The sequence below is a fragment of the Bradyrhizobium sp. TM102 genome, from assembly GCF_009176685.1.
GTDB classification, from domain to species: Bacteria; Pseudomonadota; Alphaproteobacteria; order Rhizobiales; family Xanthobacteraceae; genus Bradyrhizobium; species Bradyrhizobium ottawaense.
The window spans coordinates 4480244-4500146 of the sequence record NZ_AP021855.1; the positions used below are offsets into that span (position 1 = coordinate 4480244).

Genomic DNA, 19903 nt, shown 5'->3' on the forward strand with positions numbered 1-19903 from the left:
GTCAGCCCCTGCGACCGCCACCCTGCCCTGCGCGGCTCAGGCCCGCCGCGGCACGCCGCCGGCATTCATGCCGCCGTCGATGACGAGCTCGCTGCCGGTGACGTAGCGCGAGGCATCGGAGGCCAGATAGAGCACGCCTGAGGCGATCTCCGCCGCCTGCCCCGCGCGGGCGAGCGGCGTGACGACCTTGGCACGCTCCTCGGGATCGATCGGCGCGTTCTGGCCGGCGCCGGTCGCACCGGTCGGGATCTTGCCCCAGATCGGGGTATCGATGATGCCGGGATGCACGGAATTGACTCGGATGCCGTCGCCGGCCGCCGCGCATTCCATCGCGATCGACTTGGCGAACAGCCGCACGCCGCCCTTGGTCGCCGAATAGGCGGACAGACCCGGCGAACCGCGCAGGCCCGCGAGCGAGGACATCATGACGATCGAGCCGCCGCCATGCTTGCGCATCAGCGGCAGGCAATGCTTGACCGAGAGAAACACGCCGTCGAGATTGATCGCGTTCTGCTTGCGCCAGTCGGCGAGCGTCATGTCGACGATCGATGGCACGGCGATGCCGATGCCGGCATTGGAGACGAGAATATCGAGCCTGCCGTAGAGCTTGGCGATGTCGGCGACGATATCGATCCAGCGCTCCTCGCTGGTGACGTCCTGTTCCAGGAATACCGCCTTGCCGCCGGCTTTCGTCACGCGCTTGGCGAGCTCGGGCCCGCGCAGCTCATCGATGTCGGTGATGACAACGGTCGCGCCCTCGCGCGCGAACAGCTCGACGATCGCCTCGCCGATACCCGAGGCGCCGCCGGTCACCAGCGCGACCTTGCCCTCAACCTGCCCTGCCATGTTCACTCCCTTTTTTGTTGTTTGAGGCCGTTATCTTTTACGCATGATCTCTGCGCAAACGCGTTCCGCGTTTGTCGCATCAGATCTTGCGTCATCTAATCACGGATGGCCCCTGGTCCGGTAGCGCGACGTCGATGACGCGGAACTGCACCCGCTCGACGCCTTGGTACCGGTCGACCGAAAGCGAACCGGCGACATGCAGTTGCTGGCCGCGGTTGGCGAGCAGCGCGTTGCCGAGCTTCTGGCCGATCGAGCGGAACGCGATGCCGTTGACGATGGCGCCATCGCCCGACTTGAAGCGCAGACGCAGATGCGCCTGCCCGACCTCGTCGGCAAAAACGAGCTGGTGTGCCGGCAGCGCCAGCACGGCTTCCGGATTGCCGCTGCCGAACGGACCGGCACGGTTCAACGTCGCCGCAAGCTCAGTCGTCACCGCGCGCGCGGAGACCGCGCCATCGATATAGAGCTCGTTGACGTGGCGCGCCTCCGCGACGTCCTGCGCCAGCGCGTTCTCGAGATAGGCGCGGAATTCGGCGAGCTTCTCTTTCCGCAATGTCACGCCCGCGGCCATCGCGTGGCCGCCGCCCTTGAGCAGAATTCCGTCAGTGACCGCCTGCCGCACGGCTTTGCCGATATCGACGCCCGCGATCGAGCGGCCCGAGCCGGTGCCGATGCCGCCTGGCTCCAGAGCAATGGCGAAAGCGGGCCGCGAGAACTTTTCCTTCAGCCGGGAGGCCACGAGGCCGACGACGCCGGGGTGCCAGCCTTCGGACGCCGTGACGATGACGCTGAGCTTGTCCTCGAGCCCGATCGAGGCCAGCGCCTCGGCTTCGGCTTGCGCTTCGGCCGCCTGCTCGATGACGCGGCGCTCGCTGTTGAGGCGGTCGAGCTCGGCGGCGATCCGCGCGGCCTCGACGCTGTCGCCTTCCAGCAATAGCCGCACGCCGAGATCGGCGCGGCCGATGCGACCGCCGGCATTGATGCGAGGCCCCAGCATGAAGCCGAGATGCCAGGCCTCCGGCGGCCCGTTGAGCCGCGCCACATCCATCAGCGCGGTATGGCCGACATGGTCGCGGCGCCGCATCGCGATCAGCCCCTTGGCGACGAAAGCGCGGTTGAGGCCGATCAGGGGCGCGACGTCGGCAACCGTCCCGAGGGCGACGTGATGCAGCATGCCGAGCAGATCGGGCTCGGGCATCTCCGTGCTCCAGAAGCCGCGCTGACGCAGCTCGCGGTTGACCGCAACCAGCGTCACCAGCACGAGACCGACAGCGGCGAGATGGCCGAGGCCGGAGAGATCATCGAGCCGGTTCGGATTGACCAGCGCGTCAACCTCCGGCAGCTCGGTGCCGGCCTGGTGATGGTCGATCACGACCACGGACATGCCGAGCCGTCTAGCTTCCGCGAGCGGCTCGATGCTGGTGGTGCCGCAATCGACGGTGACGAGCAGCGTGGCGCCCTTTGCCGCCAGGCCACGAACCGCTTCGACATTGGGCCCGTAGCCTTCGAAAATGCGGTCGGGAATGTGGATCAGCGGATCGAGTCCGCAATGGCGCAGGTGCCAGGCGAGCAGCGCTGCCGAGGTCGCGCCGTCGACGTCGTAGTCGCCGAAAATCGCCACCTTCTCGCCCTTCGCCGCGCCATCCGCAATCCGCTTCGCCGCGGCCTCCATCTCCGTCACGGTAAAGGGGTCCGGCAGGAGCTTGCGGATGGTCGGATCGAGGAAGTCGGCGACTGCGTCGATGTCGACGCCGCGGCCGGCCAATACCCGGGCCAGCAGTTCGGGAAGCTGGTGCCGCTGCACCATGGCGAGCGCCTGGGCCGCTCCGCGGGGATCCAGCCGGTCGCGCCAGAGCTTGTCGGTCAGCGAGCGCGCAACGCCGAGAAACGCCTGGGGCGCTTCGACGGGCAAGGCGGTTGCAGGCGGCGTCATGGGTCGCAATTGGTTTGAGGAACCCGGAGCCGACGGTATCGGTCCGGCTTGCAGGACGATTGACCCGGAATCCTCAGGGATTTGCAATCTCCGCGCCGCACAAAGCGGTGGATTGCCGATTTGCTGCGCCGACTGACTATCATTTGGGCATTCGGCGGAACAGCAAATTAAGCAGGCGTTAGGCGGAATCCTCGAAAAAGAATCGTATTCGATCTGTAAGCGATTATTCCGGGTTCATTGCAGATCAGACCTCATTGCCAAGGGAAATCCCCGATGTCTGCTGCGCTGGGTCTGAAAGCCAAGCCGATCGCCACCGAACCCGCTGACGATGATTCCGACATCTCCGCGCTGATCAACCGCCTCACCGCGGAGGTCAACCAGATCGCGGTCGACAAGACCAAGTCGATCCAGCAAATCACCAACCAGATGAAGATGCTGGCGCTGAACGCGCTAATCGAGAGCTCGCGCGCCGGCGCGCAGGGCGCGGGTTTTGCGGTGGTGGCGCAGGAGGTGCGCGGCGTCGGCCAGCAGGTCGAGACCATCGCGCGCGAGCTCGAAAGCCAATTGACCAAACGCACCGGCGATCTCGTCGCCTCGATCGACCGCATGAGCCAGCGCTCGCGCGGCGAGCGGATGGTCGACCTGTCGCTCAACGCCATCGAGCTGATCGACCGCAACCTCTATGAGCGCACCTGCGATGTGCGCTGGTGGGCGACCGATTCCGCCGTGGTCGATTGCGCGGCCTCGCCGTCCGCCGCCGCAGCGATTTCCCACGCCTCGCAGCGCCTGGGCGTGATCCTCGGCGCCTACACCGTCTATCTCGATCTCTGGCTCTGCGACCTCGACGGCAACGTCATCGCCAATGGCCGCGCCGACCGCTTTCGCGTGGTCGGCCAGAACGTCGCCCACACCAAATGGTTTCGCGAGGCGCGAACCTTGCGCTCCGGTGACGACTACGTCGCCGGCGACGTCGAGAACCAGCCGCTGCTGGGCAATGCGCAGGTGGCGACCTATTGCGCCAGCGTCCGAGCCGGCGGTCAGGCCCACGGCGCCCCGATTGGCGTGCTCGCCATCCACTTCGACTGGGAGGCGCAGGCTCGCGCCATCGTGCAGGGCGTGCGCGTCGGCGACAGCGACAAGGCCCGCGTCCTGCTGGTCGATTCGAATTTCCGCATCATCGCGGCGTCCGACGGCCAGGGCATCCTCAGCGAGCGCATCTCGATCTCGCTGAACGGCCAGCGCTCCGGCTTCTACCATGACCGCTCGGGTGCCCTGGTCGCGTTCCATGCGACCCCGGGCTATGAGACCTATCGCGGGCTCGGCTGGTACGGCGTGATCGTCTGCGGGGCGTGAGACAGCCGGCCGATTCAAAAACCCGAAAACAACCCCATGCACAGTAGCCAAAGGGCTGCTTTCATTGGTGTTTTCAGCTGGGCTTGCTTCCTCGCTCTCTCAAACATTTTGACACGTCGGGCAAAACAGGGGCAATCTGCGAGCATCGCAGATCGTGTTTGCGGCATGAGGGAACGACCCTTCGCGGTTTTGTGACATCGCCCCCCGGCTTCTGAAGCAGTTTCCGGCAAGCCGCGCCCGTTACAGGCAAGAGGCCCGCGTCCGTGATCGAATAGAGTCGCCTCGCATCACGTTAATCGACGTGAGCGAGTCCGCCCTGGCTAACCATCTCGCGCTCGTCACATGCCAAGGAGACATGCCATGAAGATCGTCGTGATCGGCGGAACCGGATTGATCGGATCCAAGCTCGTGGCGAAGCTCAAGCAGCGGGGCCATGACGCGGTAGCGGCCTCGCCGAAATCAGGTGTGAACGCCGTGACCGGGGAAGGCCTCGCGGCGGCGCTGGCCGGCGCGGATGTCGTGGTCGACGTGGCCAATGCGCCGTCTTGGGAGCCCGCCGCCGTGCTCGAGTTCTTCGAGCGCTCGAGCCGAAATCTCGCCGGGACCGAGGCCGCCGCAGCCGTCAAGCATCACGTCGCGCTCTCGATCGTGGGGACCGACCGCTCGCCCGACATCGCGTATTTCCGTGCCAAGCTCGCCCAGGAGACCATCGTCAAGGCCTCCGCGGTCCCCTACTCTATCGTCCGCGCCACGCAGTTCTTCGAATTCCTCGGCGCCATTGGCGAGGCGGGAGCGGCCGGAGACAAGATCGTCGTTCCATCGGCGCTGTTTCAACCGATCGCCGCCGACGACGTGGTCGATTGCCTCGCAGAGATCGCAACGGGGCGGCCGCTGAATGGCACCATCGACATCGCAGGCCCCGAGAAGGCTCCCTTCAATGAGTTCGTCGCGCGCCGCCAGAAAGCCTCCGGCGACAGCCGTACGGTGGTCGGCGACCCAAAAGCGCAATATTACGGCGCCTCCATTCAGGACACATCGCTGAACCCGCTCGGCGAGGCTCGGCTCGGGAAGACGCCGCTCGCAACATGGCTCGCGCGCCTCTGAGGGGCCGCCAGTCCCGCAATCAATAAAGAAACGGCAATGAAGGAAATCCCATGCCCAGATTGCTGATCGCAACGGCGGTTTACGCCGCGTCTGTCCTGACGGTCCATGCGGCCGAGACGGCAGCACCATCGGCCAAGGTCACCGTCGTATTTGACCAGGCGCTGCCAAATGTCCCCGGCAAGAGCATGAAGGGCGTGCTGGTCGAATATGGTCCCGGGGGCTCGTCGCCGGCCCACATCCACGCGCCCTCCGCCTTCATCTACGCCACCGTCCTGGAAGGCGCGATCCGCAGTCAGGTCAATGACGGCCCGGCCAAGGTCTTTCAAAAGGGCGAGAACTTTTCCGAAAGCCCCGGCGACCGCCACGGCATCAGCGCGAACGCCAGCGATACCGAGCCTGCCAAGCTGCTGGCCGTGTTCGTGGTGGATACGGCCGACAAGCAGCTGACGACGCCTCTTGCGAAGTAGCGCCAGACCGGCAGGCTGGCTGGCGATTGCCACCAGCGTCAATTGGGACTCTCGACGAAAACGACTGGCGTGCCTTTCGACAGGCTCGCCGCGACGCGTTCGGCGTCCCAATTGGTGAGACGCACGCAGCCGTGAGATTCCGCCTTGGAGATCTTGCCCGGCGAAGGCGTGCCGTGAATGCCGTAGCCTTCAGCCGACAGGTTGATCCAGACAGTGCCGACCGGATTGTTCGGACCAGGCCTGATCTTGAAGGGCGTGCGGGAACGGACGCCCTTGAAGTGATAGTCGGGATTATAGCGATAGTACGGATTGCGGCTGATTTCCGTGACTTTGAGCGTGCCCGAAGGCGAAGGCTTGTCTTCGCTTCCGACCGTCGCGGGATAGAATCCGATCATGACATTTGATTTATCGAACAGCTTTACCGTCTGCCTGACCTTGTCGACCTCGACCCTGTCGGCCTTGGCAGGTGCACCATTGCCCTCGTTGCCAATGTTCACCACGACGATAATCTCGCCCGCCCGGTCGAAATGGCGCCCGGGGTTGAGCATCTCCAGGAGTTGCTCGCTCATGTGAAACTTCTCGGCCAGCGCTTCGCGCGGGCTGGTGTAGCCGAGCTTCGGGATGTCCTTCATGTCTTCCATCTTCGACGGGAGTCTGGTCAGGAAAGGACCCGCCACGTCCTGCTGGGCGATGGTGTAGGTCGCGGTCGCCGGCCGGTCATCCGCTTGCAGCGCCTTCCAAACATCGTCCGATAGGGTATCGGAACTCGGCAATTGCTGCGCTTCCGCATAGGCCCGCAGCGCTTTCCTGGCATTCTCGCCGAACTTGCCGTCGATCTCGCCTAGCGAGAAGTGCGCCCGATCCAGGAGGACCTGCAAGCGCACGCCCGCCGGGGTCGGCTTCTCATTCGAAAGGCTCTTCTTCGTTGGCTGGGCAGAATTGACGGCATCCGCCGACATCTCGGCAGCAAACGCTGGCGGGGCCGCCAGGGCAAAGACAAGTAAGATGCAAATCTGCCCCGTTTTCGTCAGGGACATCGCCGCCTCCTTTCAGGTTTCCTGCGGTTGCATGTTGAACCCTGGGGCTGCAGCGGCAACCAGCTCGCGATACCGTTGTTCATACTGCCGCGCCATTCGGCGTGCGGTGAAGCGTTCCTCGAAGCGGGCACGCACCTTCCTTCGATCCAGCTTGCCCAGTTCGTCGACGGCCTTGACCGCCTGCTCCTCGTTCTCGACGATGAAGCCGGTCACACCGTGTTCGATCACCTCAGGGACGGAGCCGGAACGGTAGGCGATCACGGGCGTGCCGCAGGCCATCGCCTCGATCATGACCAGCCCGAAAGGTTCCGGCCAGTCGATCGGAAACAAAAGCGCGGCCGCCTCGCTGAGGAAGGCCTGCTTTTTGATGTCATCGACTTCACCGATGAGCTGGATCTTTTCGCCGTCGATCCGGGGCTCGAGGTGCTTCCTGAAGTAGGCGGTCTCGGCGCGTGGGATCTTTGCGGCGATGCGGAGAGGCATCCGGGCCGCGTGCGCGATCCGGATAGCGTCCTCCGGCCCCTTCTCGGCGGTCAGACGACCAAGAAATGCCAGATAGGATCCGTCCTCATAGGAGGGGCGCAACAGCTCCGACGGCAATCCGTGCTGAATCGTTCCAATCCATTTCGCATCGGGAAGCGGCAAGCGCTGGTGATCGGAAATCGACACGAAGCTTGCCTCGGGGAATTGCCGGATCACGTCCGGTAACCCCGGCAGGTCGAGGCGGCCGTGCGTGGTCGTGAGGAACGGCACGCCAAGGCGAGTGAGCAGCGGCAGTGGCAGCCAGTCGACATGCGCGTGGATCACGTCGAATTCCCTCGCCCGCTTCGCGATCGCTTCCAGCAGCATCGCGCTGGCCGCCCCGGGATCCGCGCCCTTTCGGCCCAGTCGCAGCGCGCGTGGCCATACCGGGTGAAGCTTGCCGGTCGTCCGGGAGTCGCCACTGGCAAATAGCGTGACGTGGTGTCCAAGCTTGACGAGGTCGTCGACCAGCCAGGCGACTACCCGCTCGGTGCCGCCGTAGAGCTTTGGAGGGACGCTTTCGGCCAGGGGAGCAAGCTGAGCGATACGCATGATAGCCCGCCGCTATATCGCTGATCGGACGATCAGCACGATGGCTGCGGACAGGAGGTTCGAAATCGCGAGCAACGTCCAAGCCGGTCTGGCGCTTGCGCGCGCCAGGCGGCACAGGAGTCTCTCAAGCGACATCAACATGAGTCATCGGAAAGCCGCTCGAGATAGGCCAGCCCGAAACCCGTGAGTTCCTGGGCGTCGCCGTCGCTCTCTCGCGCTTCCCGTCTCCCTCGCAGATGGCGCTCGAGCAGGCAGCGACGGCCGTCGGCAGCATCGACATCGCGATGCCGCGCGCGGTACACGCACCATGCGGTATCGACCGCTGTTCGTAGCGGGCCGTCGTCGACCATGTTCCCAGCTCCGACGTGAAGATGTTCATGGGACGCCAACTCGTCGCGACGGCGGAAGTTTCCAGTTTTTCCCGAAAGTCTAATACTGCCCGCAAGGCGAGTGCAGCAAGCGCTTGCTCCCTGGTGCGTGCAATCAGGCGGCGCGCCGCGCGGCCATCCCCGCGGCGAGCAGCAACGCGGCCCGGCTGGCTCCGATCGACGCGACGCCTTGCCCGGCAATGTCGTAAGCCGTCCCGTGCGCTGGCGTGCAGATCGGGAATGGAAAGCCGCCGAGCAAGGTGACGCCACGGTCGAAGCCCATCAGCTTCATCGCGATCTGGCCCTGGTCGTGATACATCGTCAGCACGGCATCGAAGGCGCCGCCCTTGGCGCGCAGGAAGACGGTGTCGGCGGGAAACGGTCCCTCCGCGGCGATGCCCTCGCGCTGGCCGGCCGCGACCACGGGCGCAATGATATCGATCTCCTCGCGGCCGAAATTTCCGCCATCGCCCGCGTGCGGATTGAGACCGGCGACGGCGATGCGCGGCCGCGCGAAACCGGCGTTGCGCATGCAGGCATCGGTCAGCTGGAGCGCACGATGGATGCGTTCGCTGGACAACTTTGCAGCAACGTCCCTCAGCGGAATATGGGAGGTGACTCGCGCGTTCCACAGCCGGTCCAGCACGTTGAACTCGCTCGCCGCGGTCTTGAGGCCAACCACTTCGGCCGAAAACGCGATCTCGTCGTCGTACTCGGCGCGGGCAAGCCGCATCGCCTGCTTGTTGAAGGGGGTGAAGCAGACCGCCTCGACGCGGCCGTCGCGGCCGAGCTCGAGCGCGTGCTTGTAGTTCGTCAGCGCAAATTTTCCGCCGGCAAGGGTCGCGGTCTTCGGCTCGACCTCCTTGGGATCGAGATGGCCGAGATCGACGAACAGCGCCTCGCCCTCCGCCGCGCGAAGATCGGCCCCTTGCTCGACCATCTTCAGCGCCGGCTTGACGCCGGCAATGCGCGCGCCCTCCTCGAAGATGCGGCGGTCACCGATCACGACGAGCCGGCAGCCCGCGCGGATGTCATCCTGCGCCACCAGCTTGGCCGTCAGCTCCGGGCTGATGCCGGCGGGATCTCCCATTGCCAATGCAATCAGCGGCTTTGCGGTCATATGATCACCTTCTCCTGGGCGGTCGTTTCGGTCGCGGGGGGGGCTTGCGCCAGAGACGCGCGAGCTGCAACGCGAGCGGAAGCAGCAGCAGCGCGATGCCGGCCATGATCAGGCATGTCACCAGCTTGTTCGCAACGAAGATCCCGAGCGATCCCTTCGACATCAGCATCGACTGCCGGAACGCATCCTCGGCCTTGTCGCCGATGACGATCGCGAGCACCAGCGGGGCCAAGGGATAGAACAGCTTCTTGAAGAGATAGCCGACGATTCCGAAGCCGAGCATCATGACGACATCGAGATAGGAGTTCGACACCGAATAGGCGCCGACGACGCAGATGATGACGATCAGCGGGGCGATGACCACGAAGGGAATCCGCATCAAGGCGGCAAACACCGGTACGGTCAGCAGCACCAAGGCGACGGCGACGATGTTGCCGACATACATCGAGGCGATCAGGCCCCAGACAAAGTCCTTCTGGTCGACGAAGAGCATCGGCCCGGGATTGAGGCCCCAGATCATCAGCCCGCCCATCATGACGGCCGCGGTCGCCGAGCCGGGAATGCCGAGCGAAAGCATCGGCAGCAGCGCGCTGGTGCCGGCTGCATGGTCAGCCGTCTCCGGCGAGATGATGCCTTCGACCTCTCCGGTGCCGAAATAGCGGCCGCGGCGCGAGAAGCGGCGGGCGATGCCATAGCTCATGAAGGACGCCGCGGTCGGCCCGCCCGGGGTGATCCCCATCCAGCAGCCGATTGCGGCGCTGCGCAGCAAGGCAACGCCATGCCGCGGCAGGCGGCCGACCGCGCGGAGCACCTCGCGCCAGTCGATCTTCGAGGACACCGCGCGGGCGTGGAATTCCTCTTCGACCGCAACCAGCAGTTCGCCGATGCCGAACAGGCCCATCACCGCGACGACGAAGCTCACGCCCTTGACGAGCTCGTCGACGCCCATGGTGAGGCGGACGCTGCCGGAGACGGTGTCGATGCCGATCGCGGCGATCGCAAAGCCGATCGCCAGCGCCACGAGGGTCTTGATCGGCGCGGCGCCGCCCATGCCGACGAAGCTGGCAAAGGCCAGGAAGTAGACGGCAAAGTATTCCGCCGGCCCGAAGGCGAGCGCGACCTGCGCCACCCAGGACGCGAGGAAGGTAATCAGGATGACGCCGATCAGCGCGCCGAACGCGGCCGAGCCGAAGGCGGTGGCGAGCGCCGTGGTCGGCCTTCCGTCACGCGCCATCGGATAGCCGTCGAAGGTGGTCGCAACCGACGACGGCTCGCCGGGAATGTTGAACAGGATCGAGGTGACCGAGCCGCCGAATAGCGCCCCCCAATACATGCTGGAGAGCAAAATGATCGCCGACACCGGCTGCATGCCGAAGGTCAGCGGCAGGAGCAGCGACACCCCGTTCGGCGCACCCAGCCCCGGCAGCACGCCGACGAGAATGCCGAGCAGCACGCCGACGACCATCAGCACCAGATGCGGCACGGTGACCGCGATGCTGAAGCCGTGGAGGAGTTCCCCGAGATTGTCCATCGGCCCTCCGTCAGAACCCGAAGGCGGCTGCGAGCGCGCCGTGCGGCAAGCTCACCTGGAACATGCGCTCGAACACGACGTAGAGCGCGAGCGCCGTCGCCGCCGCCATCCCCAGCGCGCGCGGCACCGATTGATGTCTGGGGATCGCCAGCACCGCGAAGACATAGAGCGCCGAGGCGACGTACATCCCGGCGAGCGGGATCGCGGCCACGAAGATCGCGGCCGGCACGAACAGGCCGGCAAGCCGGCGCAGCTCGATCGACGTGATCGCGATGGGAACGTTTGCCAGGGACGCAACCGGCAACACGCCCCGCACCAGGTTGTAGAGGCTGCCGAGCACGATGACGATGCCGGTCAGGAACGGAAACGTGCCGGCATCGACGCCCGCGCTCGACCAGCCGATGCCGTTGTCGAAGCTGGAGACGACGACGGCGACACCGAAGCCGCCGGTGAGGACGGCGGTCGCAAGTTCAAGCGCGCGGCGCGAGATCATGGGGGGCTCCGCTCAGAGGTCGGGCAATTGCCCGCTGTAGCCACGCATCCTTCCCCGGCGCTCGGTGTCGTCCCTGCGAACGCAGGGACCCATAACCCCAGGGAGGAATTTGACGAAGACTCAAGGTCACGTCGGTACAGCGACCGACACTTCTCGACAGATCACGCGGTATGGGTCCCTGCGCCTCCGCGCGCAATTGCGCGCTAGGCAGGGACGACAGCGGCGGATTTGGCATGATGGTCGACATGCTGCGGGAAGCCCTGCCCACATCGTCACCCCCGCTGCATGCGCCCCGCCTCACTTGACGAGCCAGCCCTGCTCGCCCGCCACCTGCTTGACGTGCTCGAGATCCTCCTTGATGAACTTGTCGAACTCGGCACCCGTCAGGAAGGTGTCGACCTGGGACGTCTTCTCGATGTAGTCCTTCCACTCCGGCGTCGCCTGCACCTTCTTCATGAGGTCGACATAGAACGCGGCCTGGTCCGGCGTGACCTTGCCGGGCAGCCACACGGTGCGCGGCTGCTCATATTGCTTGATGTCGAGCCCTTGCTCGACGCAGGTCGGAACATCGCCCCAGCCTTCGGTCGCGGTGACCTTGGCGCCCTGCGGCAGCCGCTTCGGGCTGAAAACGCAGAGCGGCCGCTGCGTGCCGCCGCGCCATTGCCCGAGGCTTTCGCTGGGATTGTTGACGTGAGAATCGAGATGTCCGCCGGCGAGCTGCACGGCGGTCTCGGCGCCGCTCTTGAAGGGGATATAGGTCAGCTTGACCTTGCCGGCCTTCTCGATCATGCGCGTCAGCACCTCGTCGGTGTCCTTCGACTGGGCGCCGCCCATCTTGAACTCGCCCGATCCGGCCGCCTTCAGATAGTCACCCGCCGTTTTGTAAGGCGCGTCCTGCTTGACCCAGAGCAAAAACTCGTCCTGCGCCATCGCCGCTACGGGGGTGAGATCGGTGTAGTTGAAGGCGACCTTGGAGACGAGCGGCTGCTGCCAGGCGTTCGAAGTGCCGAAAATCACCTTGTAGGGATCGCCGGCGGAGGCCTTGCCATAGACATAGCCTTCCGCGCCGCTGCCGCCGCCCTTGTTGACGACGACGATCGGCTGCTCCGTCAGCTTGTGCTTGGTGATGATGTTCTGCACCGCGCGGGCGAGATTGTCGGTCCCGCCGCCCGGTCCGGCGGTGGCCACGAACTCGATCGGCTTTTGCGGTTGCCAGGCGCTGAGCGCCGGCATCGTGCCGGCGAGCATCGTCGCGGCTGCGGAGAAGAATATCGACGTCCGACCCATGATTTCCTCCAGCGGATCTTGCCTTTTATCGTTGTCGTATCGACGCCCGGTCAGGCGACGCGTTCCTCGCGTCTTCCTGCGCCTAAGACGATTGCGCCTTCTTTTTCGAGCGCTTCGATTTGCTTCTGGTCGAACCCGTACTCGGCCAGCACCTCGCTCGTATGCTCACCATAGACCGGCGCGCCCGAGAGGACTTTGCCTGGGGTCTCCGAAAACTTGACGGGCAGACCGATCGTCTTCACCGGGCCGAGCGTGGAATGCTCGACCTCGACGACCATCTCGCGCGCCAGCGTCTGGGGATCCCTGAGCGCCTCCAGCATGTCATGCACCGGTCCGCACGGCACGCCCTTCTCGTCCAGTGCCGCGAGCCAGTGCGCTCGCGACCGGGTGCGAAAGCGCTCGCTCAGGACCGCTTCGAGCACTTTCAGATTTGCCATGCGGTCGGCCCCGGTGACGAAGCGCGGATCGGCGGCGAGTTCGCTGGCGCCAAGGGCTTCCAGCATCAAGAGCCAGTGCTTCTTGTTGGCGCCGCCGACCACGAGCCAGCCGTCGGAAGCCTCGAACGCCTGGTACGGCGCATTGAGCGGATGGGCCGAGCCCATCGCGCGCGGCGCGGTCCCCGCGGCGAGCGCGATGGTCGATTGCCAATAGGTTTGCACCAGGGCGGCCTCATAGAGCGAGGTCTCGACCCACTGCCCCTCGCCGGTCTTGAGGCGATGTGTATAGGCTGCGAGGATGCCCATGCTGGCGAGCAGGCCGGCGGTGATGTCCGAGAGCGGCGGGCCGCATTTGACCGGCGGACCGTCGGGGCGTTCGCCGGTAAAGCTCATGATGCCGCTCATGGCCTGCGCGACGAGGTCGAAGCCGCGGCGGTGCTTGTAGGGACCGGTGCGGCCGAAGCCCGACAGCGAGCAGTAGATCAGCGCCGGGAATTGCTCGTGCAGCGCCTCGTAGCCGAAGCCGAGGCGCTCCATCGCGCCCGGCGCAAAGTTCTCGACCAGCACATCGGCATCAGCGATCAGCCGCCGTAGCACCTGCTTGCCGCCTTCGGTCTTCAGATCCAGCACGATGCCGCGCTTGTTGCGGTTCATCATCAGGAAGGAGGCCGCCTCCTCGCCGATCTTCGGCGGTACCGAATGGCGGGTGTCGTCGCCGTTCGGCGATTTCTCGATCTTGATGACGTCGGCGCCCATGTCGGCGAGCATCAGGGTGCAGGTCGGCCCGGCCATGACATGGGTGAGGTCGACGACCCTGAGGCCGGCAAGCGGTCCCGAACGGCGAGAATTGGATTGCGATCGATCGCTTTGCATCGGGCCCGTCCTATTGGCCGCGCCATTGCGGCGCGCGCTTGTTGAGGAAAGCATCGAGCCCTTCGCGAAAATCCTGGCTCGTGTAGCACATCAGGATGAGATCCTCGCCTTCGTCTCCCGTCAGCCGCTGTTGCAGCCGGCCGACCGCCTGCTTGGTCGCATTCAGCGTCAGCGGCGCATGACTGGCGACGAGCCGGGCCACTTCGTCGGCGCGCCGGTCCAGCGCAGCAAGATCCTCGACGATCTCGCCGAGCAGTCCGACGCTCGCCGCCTCCGTGGCATCGACAAGACGTGCGGTGAAGATCAGGTCCTTGACGCGCGCGGCGCCGATGAGTGCGGTAAGACGGCCGACATTGGACATCGACAGGCAATTGCCGAGCGTCCGGGCGATGGGGAATCCAATCTGGGCACTGCGTGTGCCGATGCGCAGGTCGCAGGCCGCGGCGATGCCGGCGCCTCCGCCGGTGCAGAACCCGTTGATCGCCGCGATGGTCGGCACCCGGCACTGTTCGAGCGTGGTCAGGACGCGATCGATACGGTTCTCGTAGTCGATCGCATCCTGCGGCGACTTGAACTCGCGGAACTGGTTGATGTCGGTGCCCGCGGCGAACGCCTTGTCGCCGGCCCCGCGCAGCACCAGCACCTTGATCGCATGATCGCTGTTGGCCTCTTCGCAGATCGCGGCGAGCCGCTCGTACATGGCGAAAGTGAAGGCGTTGCGGGCCTGGGGGCGGTTGAAGGTGATCCGCCCGATGCCGTCGTTGCATTCAAAAACGAGGTCGTCTGCCCCTACCGCCCGGTCCATTTCCTCATATCCTCTTGTTTTTTACATTTTTGAATGCAAAATCTGCGATTAGCAAGCTGGAACTTCGAAATATCGATCGGATACCTCAGTTTTGCATTCAAATTGGAGCGCTGGTCCCCCATGCTTCACGAGGACGTCGTCGGCCGTATCCGGGCCATCCTGCTCGATGGCGAAATTCCGCCTGGCGCGCGGATTCCCGAGCGCGAGCTATGTGAACGGCTCGAGATCTCGCGCACGCCGCTGCGCGAGGCACTCAAGGTGCTGGCCGCCGAAGGCCTCGTGCAGTTGCTGCCGCATCGCGGCTCGCGCGCGGCAAAGCTGACCGACAAGGACATGCGCGACCTGTTCGAGGTCTGCCAGGGCCTGGAGGCCCTCGCCGGCGAGCTCGCCTGCGAACGCATCACGGACGCCGAGATCGACGAGATCGCCGCCGCGCATGCGGCCATGGTGCTGCATTATCGCGACGGCGATCTGATCCAGTACTACCGCGGCAATCGCGCCATCCACGAGGCCATCGTCACCGCAGCCGGAAATCCCGTGCTCGCGGGGCTCTACACATCAGTGACAGCGCGCATCCGGCGCGCGCGCTACGTCACGCCGATGACGCCGCAGCGCTGGGCGCTCGCCGTGAAGGAGCATGATGCCATCCTGAACGCGCTCCAGCGCCGCGACGGCCTCGGCCTCTCCCACATTTTGCGCGCGCATCTCCGCCACAAGCGCGAAGAGGTCTTGCAGGCGGGTTTTGCCGAGACGGAAGGGAACGATCTCACGCTGAAAATTGCGTAAGGCGCAATTCGCGTTGTCCTGGCCAGTGAGTGCGTCACACGTGGCCTTCCCGCCCGGCAGCTCGTTCTCGCTCCGCGTGAATCTGCGCACTAATTCCACTTGCTAGCTTGTCGCGGCCGGAGCAGCATACTTCTCTGCCGACCTGCGGCCGCGTGGCCCGATCAGGCCGGTCCCAACGCGCGAACAATCGCGCAAAACAAAAGACAAAAGCGGAGGAAACGCATGACAATCGATGTCTCCCGTCGATCCCTACTCGCGCTCGGAGCTGGCCTTGGTGCCAGCGCCATGCTCGGCACCAGCGCGATGGCGCGGGCTCCCAAGCTCGGCACCCAGACGCCCTACTGGCACCGCTTCGTTCTCGGCGATGCCGAGGTCACCGTCGTGTCCGACGGGCCGCTGCCGCTCGGCGATCCCTCCGGAACCTTCACCGGCGTTCCCAAGGAAGAGGTGAAGAAGATGCTGGCGGACAATTTCCTGTCGCCGGACAACGTCGTGCTCGAACAGAACTCGCCGATCGTGAACACCGGCGACAAGCTCATCCTGTTCGATACCGGCATGGGCTCATCGAAGATGTTCGGCGCCAGCACCGGCCGGCAACAGAAGAGCATGACCGAGGCCGGCATCAAGCCGGGGGACATCGATGCCGTCGTGTGCTCGCATGCCCATATCGACCATATCGGAGGCATCGTCGACGAAGGCGGCAAGCCGCTGTTTCCGAACGCGCAGATCTACATCTCGCAGACCGATTTCGACTTCTGGACCGACGAAGGCAAGCTCGGCAGTCCGGCCAAGGACTTCGTCGTTCACGCCCGCAAGAACCTGCTGCCGGTCCGTGACCGGATCGTGTTCTTCAAGGACGGCCAGGAATTCCTGCCGGGCGTGCAGGCGATCTCCGCGCCCGGTCACACCGTCGGCCACACCATCTTCTTGGTGTCGTCGGCCGGCAAGTCCTTCGCCTTCCTCGGCGACCTCTCGCACCATTCCGTGCTGCTGCTCGAGCGGCCGCGCATGGAATTCTCCTACGACACCGATCCGAAGCAGGCCGCGGAATCGCGCGTCAAACTGCTGACGATGCTTGCGGCCAACAAGACCCCGGTGATGTCCTATCACTTCGCCTGGCCGGGCTACGGCCATGTCGCCAAGGCCGGTGAAGGCTTCCACTATTATCCCGAACCGATGCAGATGACCTTGTAGCTCGTCAGGTCCGGGCGGCGCGCGCCGCCCGGATCATGACTGCTCCTATTCCGCGGGCTCCGCGACCCCAGGAAGATTCGAGGTGGCGACGTCCGCCCGGGCACCGGGGAATATCCGCTTCACCAGCACGAACAGCGCTGGCACGAAGAAGATGCCGAGCACGGTCGCCGCGATCATGCCGCCGGCGACGCCGACGCCGACCGCATTCTGGCTGGCCGAGCCGGCGCCGGTCGCCACCGCCAGCGGCAACACGCCGAGGATGAAGGCGAGCGAGGTCATCAGGATCGGGCGCAGGCGCTGACGTGACGCGTGCAGGGTGGCATCGACGAGGCTCCGGCCGGCCGCGATCTGCTCCAGCGCGAATTCGACGATCAGGATCGCGTTCTTCGAGGCGAGGCCGATCGTCGTGAGCAGACCGACCTGGAAATAGACGTCGTTGGCCTGGCTGAACAGCGTCGCCGCGAGCAGCGCGCCGAGCACGCCGATCGGCACCGTCAGCATCACCGCGAACGGGACGGACCAGCTCTCGTAGAGTGCCGCAAGGCTCAGGAAGACGATCAACAGCGAGATCGAATAGAGATACAGCGTCTGGCTGCCGGTGAGCCGCTCCTGGAACGACAATCCGGTCCATTCGTGGCCATAGCCCTTGGGCAGCCTAGCCATCTGCTCCTCCACCGCCTGCATGGCAACGCCCGAGCTGATGCCCGGTCCCGCCTGCCCCTGCAGCTCGACGGCGGCAACGCCGTTGTAGCGCTCAAGGCGCGGCGAGCCAAAGCTCCAGCGATCGGTGGCGACCGCCGAGAACGGCACCATCGAGCCCGAGGCGTTGCGCACATACCAGCGGCCGATGTCGCTGGTATCCATGCGGAACGGCGCATCGCTCTGCACATAGACCTGCTTGACGCGGCCGCGGTCGATGAAGTCGTTGACATAGGCTCCGCCCCAGGCCGCCGACAATGTGGTGTTGAGATCGCTGAGGTTGACGCCGAGCACGGTGGCCTTGGCCTGGTCGACGTCGAGATTGAATTGCGGCGTATCGTCCTGACCGTTCGGCCGGGCCTGCGCCACGCGCTTGTCCGCCGCGAGCTGCCCGAGCAGCTGGTTGCGCGCCTGGATCAGCGCCTCGTGACCGTTGCCGCCGGTGTCCTGGAGATAGACGTCGAATCCGCCGGCATTGCCGAAGCCGGGGATCGACGGCGGCAGCACCGCGAACACCATGGCGTCGCGGATTTTCATGAACGCCCCCATGGCACGGCCGGCCACGGCCTGCGCCGAGGCCGCAGGACTCTTGCGCTCGTCGAACGGCTTCAGGCTGACGAAGGCGAGGCCGACATTCTGCCCCTGCCCCGCGAAGCTGAAGCCGCTGACCGCGAACACGCCGTCGACGGCATCCTTCTCGTTGTCGAGATATTGATGCTCGACCTGCTTGATCACGTCGAGCGTGCGCGTCGACGTCGCGCCGACCGGGAGCTGGATCAGGGTCATGATCGTGCCCTGGTCCTCGTCGGGCAGGAACGAGCTCGGCAGCCGCTGGAACAGCAAGACCATGCCGGCGACGATCGCCGCGAAGGCGATCATCACCCCGGCGATGCGCCTGATCGCGGCGCCCGTGGTGCGCTGATAACCGTCGGCCATGCGGTCGAAGCCGCGGTTGAACAGGCCGAAGAAGCCGCGCTGCGCGCCATGGTGTTGCGGCGGCTTCAGGATCGTGACGCACAAAGCCGGCGTCAGGATCAGCGCGACCAGCACCGACAGCAGCATCGCCGTGACGATGGTGAGCGCGAACTGCCGGTAGATGATGCCGACCGAGCCGTTGAAGAACGCCATCGGGATGAAGACGGCCGAGAGCACGACGCCGATCCCGACCAGGGCCCCGGTGATCTCGCGCATGGATTTCTCGGTCGCCTCGCGCGGGCTAAGCTGCTCCTCGGCCATCACGCGCTCGACGTTTTCGACCACGACGATGGCATCGTCGACCAGGAGGCCGATCGCCAGCACCATCGCGAACATCGTCAGCGTATTGATGGAATAGCCGGCGAGCGAGAGCACGCCGAAGGTCCCGAGCAGCACCACCGGCACGGCAATGGTCGGAATGATGGTGGCGCGCCAGCTCTGCAGGAACACGAACATCACGACGAAAACCAGCGCGATCGCCTCGAACAGCGTGTGGATCACCTTCTCGATCGACAGCTTGACGAAGGGCGTGGTGTCGTAGGGGTAGACGACGCGGAGCCCCTCCGGCATGGTGGCGCTGAGCTGGGCAACGCGCGCCTTCACCGCTTCCGAGGTCGCGACCGCATTGGCGCCGGTCGCAAGGCTGATGCCCATGCCCGCGGCCGGCTTGCCGTTGTAGCGCGCGGCGGAATCATAGGACTTCGAACCGAGCTCGACCCGCGCGACGTCGCCGATACGGACCGTCTGACCGGTCGTGGCCGTGCGCAGGATGATGTCCTTGAATTGCTCGACCGTCTGCAGGCGGCTCTGCGAGGTGATGGTGGCATTGAGCTGCTGGCCGCCGACAGACGGCAGGCCGCCGAGCTGGCCGGCGGTCACCTGCGTGTTCTGGGTCTGGATCGCCGCGGTCACGTCGCTGGGCATCAGATTGTATTTGGCCAGCTTGTCGGGATCGAGCCAGATGCGCATGGCGTATTCGGCGCCGAACAACGTCACCTGCCCGACGCCGGCAACGCGACTGATCGGATCGTTGACCGAGGAGGCCACGTAGTCGGCGATGTCGCTGGCGGCAAGCCGACCGTCCTCGGAGACGAAACCCAGCACCATCAAGAAGCTCGCCGAGGACTTCACGACCTTGATGCCCTGCTGCTGCACGACCTGCGGCAGCAGCGGAGTTGCAAGCTGCAGCTTGTTCTGCACCTGCACCTGGGCGATGTCGGCATCGGCCCCGTTGGTGAAGGTCAGCGAGATCTGCACTTGGCCCGTCGAGGTGCTCGACGACGACATGTATTGCAGATAGTCGAGACCGGTCATGTTCTGCTCGATGACCTTGGTCACCGAGTTCTCCGCGGTCTCGGCATTGGCGCCGGGATAGGTCGCCGTGATCGTGACGACGGTCGGCGCGATCTGCGGATATTGCGCGATCGGCAGCCGCATGATCGCGAGCACGCCGCCCAGCATGATCAGGATGGCGATGACCCAGGCGAAGATCGGCCGCTTGATGAAGAAATGGGACATGAC

The 19903-nt window shown here is 65.2% G+C and carries 17 protein-coding genes; 5 read left to right on the forward strand and 12 right to left on the reverse strand.

The genetic code is table 11. The features are described 5' to 3' along the window. Positions 1-36: 36 nt before the first annotated feature. The gene (locus GDN70_RS21440) at positions 37-846 is read right to left on the reverse strand and encodes an SDR family NAD(P)-dependent oxidoreductase (RefSeq protein ID WP_173015848.1); all 810 of its coding nucleotides are present in this window, start codon (positions 844-846) and stop codon (positions 37-39) included. Between the two features lie 91 nt (positions 847-937). After that, positions 938-2779, reverse strand: a complete 1842-nt coding sequence (gene recJ / locus GDN70_RS21445; protein WP_038946684.1) for a single-stranded-DNA-specific exonuclease RecJ — start codon at positions 2777-2779, stop codon at positions 938-940. Between the two features lie 273 nt (positions 2780-3052). Between recJ and GDN70_RS21450 the strand changes: the two genes are divergently transcribed. From GDN70_RS21450 to GDN70_RS21460, 3 genes are all read left to right on the forward strand, one after another. Next, positions 3053-4132: a methyl-accepting chemotaxis protein gene (locus tag GDN70_RS21450; RefSeq protein ID WP_038970224.1), complete on the forward strand. Its 1080-nt coding sequence runs from the start codon at positions 3053-3055 to the stop codon at positions 4130-4132. A gap of 360 nt (positions 4133-4492) precedes the next feature. After that, positions 4493-5236, forward strand: coding sequence for an SDR family oxidoreductase (locus tag GDN70_RS21455; protein WP_038970223.1), 744 nt, complete (start codon positions 4493-4495; stop codon positions 5234-5236). Positions 5237-5286: 50 nt separating this feature from the next. Further along, a complete protein-coding gene (locus tag GDN70_RS21460) occupies positions 5287-5703 on the forward strand; it encodes a cupin domain-containing protein (protein WP_038970222.1) in 417 nt (138 codons plus the stop codon). Positions 5704-5741: 38 nt separating this feature from the next. On the opposite strand, the gene GDN70_RS21465 is transcribed toward GDN70_RS21460, so the two are convergent. The 9 genes from GDN70_RS21465 to GDN70_RS21505 form a co-directional block, all read right to left on the reverse strand. Next, complete coding sequence (locus tag GDN70_RS21465) at positions 5742-6740, reverse strand: L,D-transpeptidase family protein (protein ID WP_038970221.1); 999 nt, start codon at positions 6738-6740, stop codon at positions 5742-5744. A gap of 12 nt (positions 6741-6752) precedes the next feature. Then, entirely contained in the window at positions 6753-7814 is a 1062-nt protein-coding gene (locus GDN70_RS21470) for a glycosyltransferase family 4 protein (protein ID WP_028144788.1), read from the reverse strand. Between the two features lie 134 nt (positions 7815-7948). Beyond that, positions 7949-8164 (reverse strand): hypothetical protein, encoded by a 216-nt coding sequence (locus GDN70_RS21475; RefSeq protein WP_081494253.1) that lies wholly within the window; start codon positions 8162-8164, stop codon positions 7949-7951. A gap of 133 nt (positions 8165-8297) precedes the next feature. Then, positions 8298-9302 (reverse strand): 4-hydroxythreonine-4-phosphate dehydrogenase PdxA, encoded by a 1005-nt coding sequence (locus GDN70_RS21480; RefSeq protein ID WP_038970219.1) that lies wholly within the window; start codon positions 9300-9302, stop codon positions 8298-8300. Positions 9303-9306: 4 nt separating this feature from the next. Next, positions 9307-10833 (reverse strand): tripartite tricarboxylate transporter permease, encoded by a 1527-nt coding sequence (locus tag GDN70_RS21485; protein WP_152103010.1) that lies wholly within the window; start codon positions 10831-10833, stop codon positions 9307-9309. 10 nt (positions 10834-10843) lie between these two features. Beyond that, positions 10844-11326 carry a tripartite tricarboxylate transporter TctB family protein gene (locus tag GDN70_RS21490; protein ID WP_028144791.1) on the reverse strand — a complete coding sequence of 161 codons (483 nt, stop codon included), beginning with the start codon at positions 11324-11326 and terminating at the stop codon, positions 10844-10846. Positions 11327-11623: 297 nt separating this feature from the next. After that, positions 11624-12613, reverse strand: coding sequence for a tripartite tricarboxylate transporter substrate binding protein (locus GDN70_RS21495; protein ID WP_028144792.1), 990 nt, complete (start codon positions 12611-12613; stop codon positions 11624-11626). Positions 12614-12663: 50 nt separating this feature from the next. Further along, positions 12664-13923: a CaiB/BaiF CoA-transferase family protein gene (locus GDN70_RS21500; RefSeq protein WP_028144793.1), complete on the reverse strand. Its 1260-nt coding sequence runs from the start codon at positions 13921-13923 to the stop codon at positions 12664-12666. Between the two features lie 10 nt (positions 13924-13933). Next, positions 13934-14728 (reverse strand): enoyl-CoA hydratase/isomerase family protein, encoded by a 795-nt coding sequence (locus GDN70_RS21505; RefSeq protein WP_028144794.1) that lies wholly within the window; start codon positions 14726-14728, stop codon positions 13934-13936. A gap of 120 nt (positions 14729-14848) precedes the next feature. On the opposite strand from GDN70_RS21505, the gene GDN70_RS21510 reads away from it, so the two are divergent. Next, positions 14849-15514, forward strand: coding sequence for a GntR family transcriptional regulator (locus GDN70_RS21510; protein ID WP_038970218.1), 666 nt, complete (start codon positions 14849-14851; stop codon positions 15512-15514). Positions 15515-15736: 222 nt separating this feature from the next. Continuing rightward, the gene (locus GDN70_RS21515; protein WP_028144796.1) at positions 15737-16708 is read left to right on the forward strand and encodes an MBL fold metallo-hydrolase; all 972 of its coding nucleotides are present in this window, start codon (positions 15737-15739) and stop codon (positions 16706-16708) included. 45 nt (positions 16709-16753) lie between these two features. On the opposite strand, the gene GDN70_RS21520 is transcribed toward GDN70_RS21515, so the two are convergent. Beyond that, positions 16754-19900 carry an efflux RND transporter permease subunit gene (locus GDN70_RS21520; protein ID WP_152103011.1) on the reverse strand — a complete coding sequence of 1049 codons (3147 nt, stop codon included), beginning with the start codon at positions 19898-19900 and terminating at the stop codon, positions 16754-16756. Positions 19901-19903 lie beyond the last annotated feature (3 nt).

Bases quoted from the DNA above. Each gene is read 5' to 3' on its own strand.
- GDN70_RS21460 (WP_038970222.1), top strand. From the start codon at position 5,287: ATGCCCAGATTGCTGATCGCAACGGCGGTTTACGCCGCGTCTGTCCTG.
- GDN70_RS21450 (WP_038970224.1), top strand. From the start codon at position 3,053: ATGTCTGCTGCGCTGGGTCTGAAAGCCAAGCCGATCGCCACCGAACCC.
- GDN70_RS21520 (WP_152103011.1), bottom strand. From the start codon at position 19,900: ATGTCCCATTTCTTCATCAAGCGGCCGATCTTCGCCTGGGTCATCGCC.
- GDN70_RS21485 (WP_152103010.1), bottom strand. From the start codon at position 10,833: ATGGACAATCTCGGGGAACTCCTCCACGGCTTCAGCATCGCGGTCACC.
- GDN70_RS21470 (WP_028144788.1), bottom strand. From the start codon at position 7,814: ATGCGTATCGCTCAGCTTGCTCCCCTGGCCGAAAGCGTCCCTCCAAAG.
- GDN70_RS21465 (WP_038970221.1), bottom strand. From the start codon at position 6,740: ATGTCCCTGACGAAAACGGGGCAGATTTGCATCTTACTTGTCTTTGCC.
- GDN70_RS21480 (WP_038970219.1), bottom strand. From the start codon at position 9,302: ATGACCGCAAAGCCGCTGATTGCATTGGCAATGGGAGATCCCGCCGGC.
- recJ (WP_038946684.1), bottom strand. From the start codon at position 2,779: ATGACGCCGCCTGCAACCGCCTTGCCCGTCGAAGCGCCCCAGGCGTTT.
- GDN70_RS21515 (WP_028144796.1), top strand. From the start codon at position 15,737: ATGACAATCGATGTCTCCCGTCGATCCCTACTCGCGCTCGGAGCTGGC.
- GDN70_RS21500 (WP_028144793.1), bottom strand. From the start codon at position 13,923: ATGCAAAGCGATCGATCGCAATCCAATTCTCGCCGTTCGGGACCGCTT.
- GDN70_RS21475 (WP_081494253.1), bottom strand. From the start codon at position 8,164: ATGGTCGACGACGGCCCGCTACGAACAGCGGTCGATACCGCATGGTGC.
- GDN70_RS21440 (WP_173015848.1), bottom strand. From the start codon at position 846: ATGGCAGGGCAGGTTGAGGGCAAGGTCGCGCTGGTGACCGGCGGCGCC.
- GDN70_RS21505 (WP_028144794.1), bottom strand. From the start codon at position 14,728: ATGGACCGGGCGGTAGGGGCAGACGACCTCGTTTTTGAATGCAACGAC.
- GDN70_RS21495 (WP_028144792.1), bottom strand. From the start codon at position 12,613: ATGGGTCGGACGTCGATATTCTTCTCCGCAGCCGCGACGATGCTCGCC.
- GDN70_RS21455 (WP_038970223.1), top strand. From the start codon at position 4,493: ATGAAGATCGTCGTGATCGGCGGAACCGGATTGATCGGATCCAAGCTC.
- GDN70_RS21510 (WP_038970218.1), top strand. From the start codon at position 14,849: ATGCTTCACGAGGACGTCGTCGGCCGTATCCGGGCCATCCTGCTCGAT.
- GDN70_RS21490 (WP_028144791.1), bottom strand. From the start codon at position 11,326: ATGATCTCGCGCCGCGCGCTTGAACTTGCGACCGCCGTCCTCACCGGC.